This is a genomic window from Hylemonella gracilis, assembly GCF_004328645.1.
In the GTDB taxonomy this organism is placed as follows: domain Bacteria; phylum Pseudomonadota; class Gammaproteobacteria; order Burkholderiales; family Burkholderiaceae_C; genus Hylemonella; species Hylemonella gracilis_B.
Genome location: NZ_CP031395.1, coordinates 2,351,047 through 2,363,880, shown reverse-complemented (window position 1 = coordinate 2,363,880; position 12,834 = coordinate 2,351,047). Strand labels below are relative to the sequence as shown.

Sequence of the window (12,834 nt, the reverse complement as noted above, 5' to 3'; positions counted from 1 at the left end):
TCAGGCGTGGGCCGCAGCGACGTTCGGGATGCGCACCGGTTCCACCCGTCCCGCCAGCGCCGTCTTGATGACATTCCAGAGCATGAGCAACATGCCCCCCAGGTAGAGCAGACCGCCCAGCAGACGCAGCACGTAGAAGGGGTATGTGGCCTTGACCGATTCGACGAAGGTGTAGGTCAGCGTCCCGTCGGCATCCACCGAACGCCACATCAGGCCCTGCATCACGCCCGCGATCCACATGGCCGCGATGTAGATCACGATGCCGATCGTGGACACCCAGAAATGGACCTCGATGGCCTTGACGCTGAACATCTGCTTCTGGCCGAACAGACGCGGGATCAGGTAATACATGCTGCCCATGGTCACCAGGCCCACCCAGCCCAGGGCGCCGCTGTGCACGTGGCCAATCGTCCAGTCCGTGTAGTGGCTCAAGGCATTGACGGTCTTGATGGACATCATCGGCCCCTCGAAGGTGCTCATGCCGTAGAAGGACAGGCTGACAATCAGGAAGCGCAGGATGGGGTCGTCACGCAGCTTGTGCCAGGCGCCGCTGAGCGTCATGATGCCGTTGATCATGCCGCCCCAGGACGGCGCCAGCAGGATCAGCGAGAACAGCATGCCGACCGACTGCGTCCAGTCCGGCAAGGCCGTGTAGTGCAGATGGTGCGGACCCGCCCACATGTAGGTGAAGATCAGCGCCCAGAAGTGGACGATGGACAGGCGGTAGCTGTAGACCGGTCGCTCGGCCTGCTTGGGGATGAAGTAGTACATCATCCCCAGGAAACCCGCAGTCAGGAAGAAGCCCACCGCGTTGTGGCCGTACCACCACTGCACCATCGCGTCCTGCACGCCGGCGTAGGCCGAGTAGCTCTTGAGCAGGCCGGCGGGAATGGCCGCGCTGTTGACGATGTGGAGCAGCGCCACGGCGATGATGAAGGCCCCGAAGAACCAGTTGGCCACGTAGATGTGCCGGACCTTGCGCATACCCACCGTGCCGAAGAACACGATGGCGAAAGACACCCAGACCAGCGCGATCAGGATGTCGATGGGCCATTCAAGTTCGGCGTATTCCTTGCCGCTGGTGTAGCCCAGGGGCAGCGTGATGGCCGCCAGCACGATGACCAGTTGCCAGCCCCAGAACGTAAAGGCCGCCAAGGGCCCCGCGAACAGGCGGACCTGACTGGTGCGTTGCACCACGTAATAGGCGGACGCGAACAAGCCGCAGCCGCCGAAAGCGAAGATCACCGCGTTGGTGTGCAAGGGGCGCAAGCGCCCGTAGCTGAGCCAGGGGATACCGAAATTCAGCTCAGGCCAAGTCAGCTGGGCGGCGATGATGACGCCCACCAGCATGCCCACCACGCCCCACACCACCGTCATGATGGCGAACTGTCGAACCACGGTGTCGTTATAGACCGTGGCGTCCTGTTTGAGTACTGTCATGTTTCACCTCTTTTTCACAGTCTGCCTGCTTGGTTCCACCTCCGGTTTGACGCATGTCAAACAGGCCGCATTCAGTCGTCGCGCAAGATGCGTTCTCCTTCGGCTTCCAGGTCCTCGAACTGGCCGCGCTGGATCGCCCACCACAGCCCCCCAGAACAAAAAACACCAGGGCGACCGACAGGGGAATCAGCAAATACAGGATGTCCATCAGGCGCCTTCCAGGCCGGGGGTGGCTCGCAGCCCGACAGGCCGGGTCAGGCGCAGCGCGTTGAGCACGACCAGCAGGGAGCTGCCGGCCATGCCCAGGCCCGCCGCCCAGGCTGGCAACAGTCCGATCACCGCCAGCGGGATGCAGGCCGCGTTGTAGGCCACGGCCCAGGCGATGTTCTGGCGCACGATGCGCAAGGTGCGCCTGGCAATGGCCTGGGCCTGCGCCACGCTGCACAGATGCTCGCCCAACACCACGAAGTCGGCCCGGGCGCGCGCCAGGGGCACGGACGGACCAAACGCGAAAGACACCTGCGCGCCCGCCAATGCGGGGCCGTCATTCAGACCGTCGCCAACCACCGCCACCGTGCGGCCCTGAGCCTGCAATTGCCGCAAGGTCTCCAGTTTGTCATCCGGTGCGCAAGCGCCCCGTGCATCCGCCGGGTCCAGACCCAGTTCACGGGCCACGCGCGCCACCGGCGCGGGCGCGTCACCCGACAACACCCGCACCGCCAGCCCTTGTTCGCGCAGCGCCGCGATCGTGGCGCGCGCATCCGGCCTGATCTCCTCGCCGAACTCGAAGGTGGCCAACCAACCCTGTGCATCCGCCAGCATGGCATGCGGCCCGAACACGGCCTGCGCCGGCACGCTGCAATGCGCGGGTGAGCCCAGGCGCAGAGTCCGCCCATCCACCGTGCCCGTGAGCCCCAGGCCGCTGTGCTCCCGTACCTCGTCGACCGGCATGGTCTCCCACGCCACCGTGGTGGCGGCCTTGACCAGGGCGCGCGAGAGCGGATGCAGGGACTGCCGCGCCAGCGCCGCGCCCCAGGCCAGGGCCTGGCCGCGCGTCCAGCCTTCGCGGGTGCGCACGGCCTGCAATGTCAAGGCATCGCTGGTCAGGGTGCCCGTCTTGTCAAATACAAAGGTGTCGACCCCGGCCAGGGTTTCAAGCGCCGAGAGGCGGCGCACCAGCACGCCCTGACGCGCCAGCGTGCCCGCCGCCGCCAGCAAGGCCGCCGGCGTGGCCAGGGTGAGCGCGCAGGGGCAGGTGACGATGAGCACGGCCACGGCCACCATCAGGGCATGGCCCGGCCCGCCCTGCCCTGTCGCCGCGTCAACCTGCCACCAGTAGGCCGCCGCTGCGGTAGCCGCCAGCAGCACGACGAACAGGAAAGGCCGTGCCAGCCGGTCTGCCAGTTGCGCCATGCGCGGCCGGCTGGCCTCGGCCTGCTCCATCAGGGCGACGATTTGCGCATAACGCGTGTCCTTGCCCACGCGCTCGACCCGCATCAGCACCGGAGCCACCAGGTTGTGGCTGCCCGCAATGATGGCGTCGCCCGGCCCCCGCTTGAGCGGCCGGGATTCACCGGTCAGCAGGGCTTCGTCGACCTGCGTGCTGTTGGGCAAGAGGCCATCGAGCAGAACGCCGTCAGCAGGAAACGCTTCGCCAGGCAGCACGCGCAGCACGTCGCCCACGCGCACTCGGTGCAAGACCACTCGCTCGTACTTCGGCACCCCGGCCACACCCTCAGGTTTCTGACGCAGCACGCTTTCGGGCAGTCGGTTCATCAGGGCGTCGAGTGCGCCGGCCGTGCGGTTGCGCAAGCGCTGTTCCAGCCAGCGTCCAGTCAGCAGGAAGCAGACGAACATGGTCAGCGAGTCGAAGTACACCTCGCGCCCGAAGATGCCCTGGGGCTCGAAGGTGCCCAGCGTGCTGACGATGAAGGTAATGCCCATGCCCAGGGCCACCGGCACGTCCATGCCGATTCGCAGGCTGAAGCGACGCTGCCGCAAACCGCTTGTCAGGTCACGCCAGGCCGCCGAAAAGAAGGGGCCGCAGCAGAAGAGCAAGACCGGCAGCGTGAGCACCCAGCTGGCCCAGCGCAACAGCTGCTCCTGCTCGCCGCTGAGGTCGCCCATGGCAGTGCCAGGCCCCGCCACGTAGGCAGGCCACGCGTACATCATGACCTGCATCATGCAGAAGCCCGACACCAGCCAGCGCCACAGGGCGCCGCGCGACTCCTGACGACGCCGCTCGCTGGCGAACTGGTCCTGCGCGGGCACGGCACGGTAGCCCGCCGCCTGCACCGCCTCCAGCCACTGGGAGGGCCGGGCCACGCCTTCGCGCCAGCGCAGGCGTGCACGCTGGCTGCCCGCGCTGACGCTGACGGACTCCACGCCCGGCAGGCGGCGCAGGGCGTCTTCCACATTGAGCGCGCAGGCAGCGCAGTACATGCCACCGATGGCGAGACTGGAATCCCACAATGGCACGCTGGCCGCATCCTGGCCGGACACGACCTGCCCAAAAGCGGGCCAGAACTGGGGGTCGTCGATCAGCGCGCGGACATCGGGTGCTTGAGCCGCCGTTTCAGCGTTGATTTCCGCGCCAACATCGACGACGGGCGTGGAGGTCGGCTGGGCAAGGGCGGAGGAGGCAGGCCCGGTAGCAGCTTCCACGGGCAATGCCGCGGCAGGCGATGCTCCGGCGGCAAGGGCTGACGTCATGGACGGCAAGCGTAACGGGCGCGGCATGAATGCGATTTGATGCAAATCAAATCTTCATGGCAAGCCCTGGCGGGTTTCGTGTGCCCCGCGTGCGCCTACATTCGGGTGGATTTGTCCTCGTTGGCCGCTTCGCGGGCCGTGTTTTCCCTGAGCGGACTTTCCCTGGTGGCGCTCTCCCGGTCCCGCAACCGGCCCGAAACCATGGCTTGGCTCACTGCCTCGCCCAGTTCGATCACGGCCAGGGCGTAGTAACTGCTCCAGTTGTAGCGTGTCACGGCGTAGAAATTCTCGGTACCCGCGACATAGCTCGGCGAATAGTCACCGTTCTGCAGTTCCACCAGGGCCAACGGTCCTTCATGCTGACGCGCATCGTGCCCGAGCAAGACGCCCATGGCGGTGAACTGCTCCACGGCAAAGGTTGGCTTGATGTCCGGCGCCAGCAACAGAGGCAAATCCAGCAAGGCGTAGTCAAAGCTCACGGTGTAATGCGTGGGCATGCCAGGCTTCCAATTGAAGGACTTGAAGTAGTTGGCCACCGAGCCGATGGCATCGGCCACGCTGCCACTCAAGTCCACCCTGCCGTCCCCGTCGAAATCCACGCCGTAGCGCGCCCAGTTGGAAGGCATGAACTGCGGAATGCCCAGCGCACCGGCAAAGCTGCCGCGCAACTGGAAGGGGTCCAGCTTCGCGGCATGGCACTTTTTCAGGAACGCTGCGAGCTCCTCACGGAAAAAGGCCGTGCGAGCCGCTGCGCGCGGGTGGGCGGCCGGGAAGTCCAACGACAAGGTCGTCAAGGCTTCGATGACGCGGAAATTGCCCGTGTTGCGCCCGTAATAGGTTTCAACGCCCAGGATGCCGACGATGATTTCCGCCGGCACGCCGTACTGCACCGAGGCGCGCGACAACAGCGCTTCATGCTTGCGCCAGAACTCCACCCCGGCTCCGATGCGCTGCGCCTGAAGGTAATTGCCCCGGTACTGCTGCCAGTCCCGCGCCCGGCTGCCCGGCGACGGCGGCAGCACCCGTTCCAAGGCCTGCGGGACCTGGCGCACCCGGGCGATCTGGCGGCGCACCCAGGCCCGGTCCAGGCCTTGCTGAGCGGCGATCTCATCGGCCAGCGTCATCGCGTCCGCGCGCTTCGCGTAGCTCGGGCCATTGCCATCCACCCAGGAAGGCAGGCGACGCAGCGGCACGGTTGGCGCGATGCGCGGCACGCTGGTGGTAGAGGTGGAACTGGCCTCGGCCGACGCTGTATGAGTGGCAGCTCCAGAGATCAGTACCGCAGCCTTTGGAACCCCACCCTGCGCCTGGGCCATGCCTGCGAGCGAGCAGATCACCGCGACGCCAAGCCGGCCCAGCCGCATCGCTGGCCGAGGCGGTGAGTTCAAGGAAGGCGAGGACGAGATCGGCGACACGGAAACAGGAACGGGAAGGGAAGGACAGCGGCGGGCGGCGGGCCCGTCGGCCGGCCGCCCCCGATTGTCGGCGGGAATGCGCCATACCGCCAGTCTCCAGGCCAAATTTACCCGTCCGGGACGGGCCGATGCCCGCATCTTGCACAATCCAAGCTCGCGTCTCAGACGTTTTTCCCTACATCCGGACTTGTCCCCATGAGCATCACCGCAAAACTTCAACAACTCGGCATCAGCCTCCCTCCGCTCGCCGTTCCCGCCGCCGCCTACCTGCCCTATGTGCAAACGGGCAAACTGGTCTTCCTCAGTGGCCACATCGCCAAGAAAGACGGGAAGGCCTGGGTCGGACAACTGGGCAAGACCATGAGCACCGAAGAAGGCAAGGCCGCCGCGCGCGCCATCGCCATCGACCTGCTGGGCACCCTGCAGGCCGCATGTCAGGCCAACGGCGGCGACCTGAACCGCGTCACACGCATCGTCAAGGTCATGTCCCTGGTCAATTCCACGCCCGATTTCACCGAGCAGCATCTTGTGACCAATGGCGCGAGCGAATTGTTCGTGGAGATCTTCGGCGACAAAGGTGCGCACGCGCGCAGCGCCTTCGGCGTGGCCCAGATCCCGCTGGGCGCCTGCGTGGAGATCGAGCTGATCGCCGAACTGGCCTGAACTCGCCTCAGGACATGCCCACGGGGGATCGCAGCACCGGCAGCGAGGCCGCCGCAGGTGGTAGTGCACCCCCGGGGCCTGAGCGCTGCACCGGCGCCAAGGCTGCGGTCTGCGCCTGAGCCGCGCCCGCCAGCTTGAATACCGCCACGGCACGGGCCAATTGCCCCGCCTGTTCGTGCATGCTGTGCGCGGCGGCAGCGCTTTCCTCGACCAGCGCGGAATTCTGCTGCGTCATCTGATCCAGGTTGGTGATGGCCGAATTGACCTGGGCGATGCCGGCGCTCTGGTCATTGGCCGCCGCGGTGATTTCGCCGATCACCTCCGTCACGCTGCGCACCGACTGCACGATTTCATTCATCGTGTCGCCGGCCTGCGCCACCAGGCGCGCGCCCACGTCCACGCGCTCCACGGACGCGCCGATCAACGCCTTGATCTCCTTGGCCGCTTCGGCGCTGCGCCCGGCCAGATTGCGCACCTCGCCCGCCACCACCGCGAAGCCGCGGCCCTGCTCACCCGCGCGCGCGGCTTCCACCGCCGCGTTCAGCGCCAGGATGTTGGTCTGGAAGGCAATGCCGTCGATCACGCCGATGATGTCGTTGATGCGTCGGCTGCTGGCGTTGATTTCGTCCATGGTGCTGACCACATCGTGCACCACTGTGCCCCCTTTTTCGGCAACATTGGACGCCTGCGCGGCCAGGGTAGACGCCTGACGCGCGTTGTCCGCGCTGTGCTTGACATTGCTGGTGAGCTGGGCCATGGCCGAGGCCGTGGTTTGCAGGTCGGACGAGGTCTGCTCGGTCCGCATCGAGAGATCGTTGTTGCCGTTGGCGATCTCGGCGCTCGCGCTGCTGATGCTTTCGCTGCTCTGGCGCACTTGCCGCACCATGTTGGCCAGGGATTCGTTCATGCGCGCGAGCGAGCGCATCAGCTCGCCGAATTCATCACCCCGCGTCACGTTGATGTGCGTGCTCAGGTCACCCTCGGCGATGCGGGCCGCCAGCGCATTGGCTTCCTTAAGCGGCTGGCGGATGGAGCGAATCAGCAGGGCCGCGCCGACCAGGACAAACACGAAAAAGAGCACGACGAAGCCAGCGGCGATCTTGAGCGTCAGGCTACGCGCCGCGTTCACCTCCTCGGCGTAGACCAATTCGGCGCGCTGCTCGACGTCCACCATCTCCCGCAGGGACGCCACATAGTTCTGCACGGCGGGCATGTACTGCTGATCCAGCAGGGTCTGCGCTCCATAACTGTCCCCGCCGGTCTTGGCGGCAAAGGTCGCCTCGCGCGCCTTCAGCATGGCGGCCCGCAAGCTGGCAATCTTTTCCGTCTGTGCTTTCTCCTCGGGACCGAGCTGCGCGCCATCGATGACCTTCTCAATCTGGGAAATGCGGTCCGAAGTTCCCTTGATCTCCTTGGCCAGGCGCTCTTCCACGCTCGGGTCGAAGGTCTGGATCATGGACACCGTGCGTACCGCATTGGCTTCGGTCAGGCCAGCCCAGGCGCTGGCGGCGCGACCACGCTCATTGAGCGCCTTCTGCATCACCTCGCTTTCGGCCTGCAGACGCGCCGAACGCACGGTGGCAAAGGACACGAGCGCCAGCAAGGTCACGATCATCACGGCCACGCTCAGCCAGAGTTTGGTGGCGACCTGCATGTTCTTGAAATTCATTCAACAGCTCCTGCAAGATGTCTGGCTTCCCGGTGCCCTGGCACGTGCGCGGGCAATCCAGACGGTGTTCTTCTGCGCCCAGGAAAAAACCATTTTGCACGGGAATTGCGTCACCGCCCTGCCCACGCCGGTCGACGAAGCCCGACAACGTGCGAAAGTTCAGGTCAGACGCTGGATGCGCTGGTCCGCCACCCGCGCAAGGTCGCCGGTATCGACCAACCCAGGCGCGATTTCGGCCAACGGCAGCAACACGAAGGCCCGGTCGCGCATGCGCGGATGCGGCAAAGTCAGTTCCGGATCGTCCTGCCGCAAAACGCCGTGCAATAGCAGATCCAGATCGAGGGTACGCGGGGCGTTGCGGTAAGGGCGCTCGCGGCCCGCCGCCTGCTCCAGCTGCTGGAGCGCCGCCAACAGCTCATAGGGATTCAGACGGGTCTCGATACCAGCGACCGCGTTCCAGAAGTCCGGCCCTTGCGCGTCCACTGGCGCGCTGCGGTAGATGGAAGAGGCACGCACCAGGCGCGTTCCAGGCAAACGATCCAGCTCGACCAGGGCATGCCGCAAGGTCTCCCGGGCATCGCCCAGATTCGCCCCGAGGCCGACATAGGCGATCTGCGCCGGCCCGGACTTCACGCCACGTCGTCCGGAGCGGGTCCGGAGCCGCCTTCCTCGCGCCGATCCGAGGGGCGCCGACGACGGCGTCGGCGCTTTTTCGCCGGCGCGGTGGACTCGGGCGCATCAGCCAGGCCCGCGTTCGGGTCACCCGCCCGGTCGTCCGACTCGTCGCCCTCCCCCGCGTCGTCGTCCTCGTCCTCATCGGACCTGCGTACCGGACTCGCCACCTGGTCCGGTGGCGGTGCGCGGCGCATGCCGCCGCGTTTCTCACCCGACTTGGTGGCGCCAGCGCGTGCCGGAGCGGCCTTCTGCTGCTGGGTCCTGGCCTGCGCGATCAGGTCGTCACGCAGCTCATCGCTGCCAGTGCTGAAGTCTTCCCACCAGTCGGCCAGGGCAGTGGGCACCTCGCCCACCTCGGCGCGCAGGCGCATGAAATCGAAACCGGCGCGGAAACGCGGCTGCTCGACCAATCCAAATGGACTGCTACCGATGCGTTTGTCAAAACGCGGTTGCATCAACCAGATCTCGCGCATGTCCGCGCCCAGCTTGCCGCGGCCCGACACGTCACCGATGCGCGCGTCGAACACCTCGTCGATCGCATCCTGCAAGGCTGGCAGCGGCGCCTGGCGTTTCAGACGGGCGGACCAGCCTTCACGCACATCGGCCCAAAGCACGCAGGCCAGCAGGAAGCTGGGCGCGACCGGCTTGTCCTCGCCGACACGGCGGTCGGTGTCCTCCAGGGCGGCGCGCACGAAGGGCTGCTGCGCGCGTTCAACCACGAGGTCAAGCAGTGGGTAGATGCCGCGCGCCAGACCCAGCTTCTCCAATTGCGCCACCGTGGCCAGGGCGTGACCGGTCTGCAGCAGCTTGAGCATCTCGTCGAAGAGGCGGCTTTGCGGCACATCGGACAGCAGGGACCGCATGTCCTTGAGCGGCCGGCCGGTGCCCGCCTCCAGCTTGAAGCCCAGCGCGGACAGCTTGGCGGCGAAACGCACGGCGCGGATGATGCGCACCGGATCCTCGCGGTAGCGCGTGGCCGGGTCGCCAATCATGCGCAGCACGTGCTTCTTGGCATCCTTGAAGCCGCCGTGGTAGTCGACCACGATTTCCGTCTCGGGGTCGTAGTACATGGCATTGACGGTGAAGTCACGCCGTGTGGCGTCCTCGTCTTGAGGGCCCCAGACGTTGTCGCGCAGCACGCGACCTGACGAATCCACCGCATGCTTCATGCCCGCGAGCTCGCTCTTGCTGGTGCGCTCGTTGCCCTTGACCTGCTCGGCGGCGGCGTTGTCCATGTAGGCGCGGAAGGTCGAGACTTCGATCACCTCATGCTCACGCCCGCGGCCGTAGACCACGTGCACGATGCGAAAGCGCCGCCCGATGATGAAGGCACGGCGGAACAGGCTCTTCACCTGCTCGGGCGTGGCGTCGGTGGCCACGTCAAAATCCTTGGGGCGCAGGCCCAGCAGCAGGTCGCGTACCGCGCCACCCACGATGTAGGCCTCGTGCCCGGCGTCCTGCAGGGTGCGCACGACGTCCACAGCACGCTTGTCGACCAGATCGGGGTCGATGCCGTGTTTGGCGTAAGGAATTTCCTGGCGCTTGCCGAAGTCGGGCCTGGCAGTACTGGGGGCACCGCGCCCACCGCCGCCCTTGGTCGCAGATTTTTTCGGGGCCGTCGAAGCCTGGGCCTTGGCGCCGCCACGGCCCAGGAGCTTGTCGATGAGTTTCTTGATCATGCGGTCAGAACAATTCGAGGATGGGCCAGCCCCGCGTCTGCGCCACGCTGCGCAGGCGCTCATCGGGATTGGTCGCCACCGGATGGTCAGCATTGTCCATCAGGGGCAGGTCGTTGATGGAATCGGAGTAAAAGGTCAGCTCCACCCCGTCGCGCTCCAGGCCGCGCGTGCTCAGCCAGTCGTTGAGGCGGGTCACCTTGCCTTCGCGGAAGGACGGCACGCCCTGAATCTCGCCGGTGATCCAGGCGTCGGGTTCATCCGAGTCGCGCTCCAGGCCCACCGCGATCAGGTGTTGCACGCCCAGGCGCTCGGCGATCGGGGCGGTGACGAATTCATTGGTGGCGGTGATGATGAGCAGTTCCTCGCCCGCCTCCCGATGGCGCTGCAACAGATCGAGCGCTTGCGGCAGGATGGCCGGGTCGATGACTTCCTCCATGTACTGCTCCCGCGCGACCAGGGCGCGGGCACGCCCCTGCCGGCGAGCGGCCTCGGTGGCGAAGCGGATGTACTCGTGGATGTCCAGCGTGCCGGCCTTGTACTGGGCGTAGAAGGCATCGTTGCGCCGGGTGAACTCGTGCGGATCGGTCCAACCCAGGCGGGTGGTGAACTGGCCCCAGGAAAAATCGGAATCCAGCGGCAGCAGCGTGTGATCGAGGTCGAACACCGCCAATCGTTTCTTTTCTCTCATTGCCATAGTTTTCAAAGAGGCGGTGCGTCATGCTTCTTCCAGCATCGCCTTCAACAGGGGGATGGTGACAGCCCGCTGGGTGCGCAGGGCGTAACCGTCGAGTTGGTTCAGCAGCTCCATCAGACTGCCAAGATCGCGAGAAAAGCGCGTCAGCATGAAGTCCGTGACGTCCTCGCCCAGGGACAAGCCACGCAATTGCGCCGCGCCGCGCAGCACCGCGCGCAATTCGGCCTCGCCCAGCACCTGCAATCCGTGAACGTGGCCCCAACCGAGGCGGGTACGCAGATCCTCGCGCAGGTTCAGTCCGGCGGGTGGCGCATCCCCCGCGGCCAGAACGACCGCCCGCGAGGCCTGGGCATGCACGAACCAGGCAAAGGCCACATGCTGCAGCGCAGCAGTGTACAGGTGTACATCGTCCATCAGCACCGCGGCCCACGCCTCGTCGAAGGGAGGCACCTCCACGAGGCTGGCATCCAGCCAGCCCACGCGCGCGCCGCGTGCGCGCAGGGCTTCGCGCGTGGCCTTGAGCAGATGCGTCTTGCCACTGCCGCTGGCGCCCCAAAGGTAGTCAGGCACGGGCGCAACGCCGCGGTCGGGCTCCCCGCCCTCGGCCCGCCCACGCAGGTGGTCCAGCGCGGCTTGGTTGGGGCCGGGCAGGAAATTGGCGAAAGTCGGGCCGTCGGCCAGACCGATGTCGAGCGCGATCTGTTTCATGTCCTACCCGCGTCCGGCCCATCCCGGTACAGGCTGCTGCCGTGGTAGCGGCTGCGCAGGCGGCGCGCGGCCACCAGCAGCACGGCGCTGGCGGGCAGGGCCACCAGGATGCCGACAAAACCGAACAGCTGCCCGAAGGCCAGCAAGGCAAAGATCACCCCCAGCGGATGCAGGCCGATGCGGTCCCCGACCAGGCGGGGCGTGAGGTAGAAGCTCTCCACCGTCTGCCCCAGGCCGTAGATCACGGTCAGCATCAGGGCCACCCGGCCCATGCCGCCGTCCATGCCGCCAAACTCCAGCAGGCCGGCCAGCAGAGCCAGCAGCAGGCCCACGCCGAAACCCACGTAGGGGATGCAGATGGCCAAGCCGGTGAAGACGCCAATGGGCAGCGCCAGGTCCAGCCCGAACAAGGACAGTCCGATGCTGTAGTACACCGCGAGCACGATCATGACCAGCAACTGCCCGCGCAGATAGTGGCCCAGCACCTCGTCGGCCTCGTGCACGAAGCTGTCGCAGGCCGCGTGCAGGCGCGGCGGTACCCATTCGCGCAGGCGGTACAGCAGACGCGGCCAATCCAGCAGCAGGTAGTACAAGGCCACCGGGATCAGCACCAGATGACCAAGCAGGGTCAGCGCGACGCTGCCCCCGATCTGCAGGGACTTCATCAGCGAAGTCATGGAGTCTTCGAGGTTGCCGCTCAGATGCTTCGTCAAAGCCACCTTGAGGCCCGCCAGATCCAGGGACACCGTCACCCCGAGCTGCCCCAACAGGGGCTGCACCGCGACATTCAGGCGATCCAGCAGCGCAGGCAACTGCGCGCGCAGCAAGGGCCACTCACGCACCAGCACCGGCACGAGCAGCAAGAGCAGGCCCAGCACCAGCAGCAGGGCCAGCAGTTCGACCAGCAGCACGAGCAGCCAGCGCGGGAAGTTCAAGCCGGTGAGCCGGCGCGCCGCCCGGTGCAGCCGTTCGACCACGGGTCCCAGCACATAAGCCAGCACCGCCGCCACCACGAAGGGCGTGAGCACCGGCCCCAGCAACCAGAGCGCCAGCACAAAAGCCAGCACGATGGCGCCCCAGATCAGCGTGTTCTTGGCGGGGGTGGAGAGCGGCATGAAGAAAACGGATGTCGCGAGAACGCGCCTTTAGAATTGCGGGTTACCGGCCTGTCGTCCGGAA

Annotated in this window: 10 protein-coding genes and 1 pseudogene; 1 reads left to right on the top strand and 10 read right to left on the bottom strand. The window is 66.4% G+C overall.

Features of this window, described 5'->3' with window-relative positions:
• From ccoN to mltB, 4 genes and pseudogenes are all read right to left on the bottom strand, one after another.
• Positions 1-1,440 (bottom strand): cytochrome-c oxidase, cbb3-type subunit I, encoded by a 1,440-nt coding sequence (ccoN, locus tag DW355_RS11235; protein WP_131280162.1) that lies wholly within the window; start codon positions 1,438-1,440, stop codon positions 1-3.
• 71 nt (positions 1,441-1,511) lie between these two features.
• Positions 1,512-1,648: pseudogene (gene ccoS, locus DW355_RS11230) on the bottom strand (cbb3-type cytochrome oxidase assembly protein CcoS).
• Positions 1,648-4,152: a heavy metal translocating P-type ATPase gene (locus DW355_RS11225; protein ID WP_131280160.1), complete on the bottom strand. Its 2,505-nt coding sequence runs from the start codon at positions 4,150-4,152 to the stop codon at positions 1,648-1,650. Before DW355_RS11225 ends, ccoS begins: the two are co-directional and overlap by 1 nt.
• 95 nt (positions 4,153-4,247) lie before the next feature.
• A complete protein-coding gene (gene mltB / locus DW355_RS11220; RefSeq protein WP_131282623.1) occupies positions 4,248-5,345 on the bottom strand; it encodes a lytic murein transglycosylase B in 1,098 nt (365 codons plus the stop codon).
• A 417-nt stretch (positions 5,346-5,762) separates the two neighbouring features.
• Here mltB and DW355_RS11215 point away from each other — a divergent pair, with 417 nt between their 5' ends.
• Positions 5,763-6,230, top strand: coding sequence for a RidA family protein (locus tag DW355_RS11215; RefSeq protein WP_131280158.1), 468 nt, complete (start codon positions 5,763-5,765; stop codon positions 6,228-6,230).
• Positions 6,231-6,237: 7 nt separating this feature from the next.
• Here DW355_RS11215 and DW355_RS11210 read toward each other — a convergent pair whose 3' ends face one another.
• From DW355_RS11210 to DW355_RS11185, 6 genes are all read right to left on the bottom strand, one after another.
• A complete protein-coding gene (locus DW355_RS11210; RefSeq protein WP_131280156.1) occupies positions 6,238-7,899 on the bottom strand; it encodes a methyl-accepting chemotaxis protein in 1,662 nt (553 codons plus the stop codon).
• Between the two features lie 159 nt (positions 7,900-8,058).
• Positions 8,059-8,532 carry a 2-amino-4-hydroxy-6-hydroxymethyldihydropteridine diphosphokinase gene (folK, locus tag DW355_RS11205; RefSeq protein ID WP_131280154.1) on the bottom strand — a complete coding sequence of 158 codons (474 nt, stop codon included), beginning with the start codon at positions 8,530-8,532 and terminating at the stop codon, positions 8,059-8,061.
• Positions 8,529-10,253: a polynucleotide adenylyltransferase PcnB gene (gene pcnB / locus DW355_RS11200; protein WP_131280152.1), complete on the bottom strand. Its 1,725-nt coding sequence runs from the start codon at positions 10,251-10,253 to the stop codon at positions 8,529-8,531. Before pcnB ends, folK begins: the two co-directional genes overlap by 4 nt.
• A gap of 4 nt (positions 10,254-10,257) precedes the next feature.
• Positions 10,258-10,941 carry an HAD family hydrolase gene (locus DW355_RS11195; protein ID WP_431733164.1) on the bottom strand — a complete coding sequence of 228 codons (684 nt, stop codon included), beginning with the start codon at positions 10,939-10,941 and terminating at the stop codon, positions 10,258-10,260.
• Between the two features lie 27 nt (positions 10,942-10,968).
• Positions 10,969-11,655: a DnaA regulatory inactivator Hda gene (hda, locus tag DW355_RS11190; protein WP_131280148.1), complete on the bottom strand. Its 687-nt coding sequence runs from the start codon at positions 11,653-11,655 to the stop codon at positions 10,969-10,971.
• Positions 11,652-12,770, bottom strand: coding sequence for an AI-2E family transporter (locus DW355_RS11185; protein ID WP_131280146.1), 1,119 nt, complete (start codon positions 12,768-12,770; stop codon positions 11,652-11,654). Before DW355_RS11185 ends, hda begins: the two co-directional genes overlap by 4 nt.
• Positions 12,771-12,834: the final 64 nt, after the last annotated feature.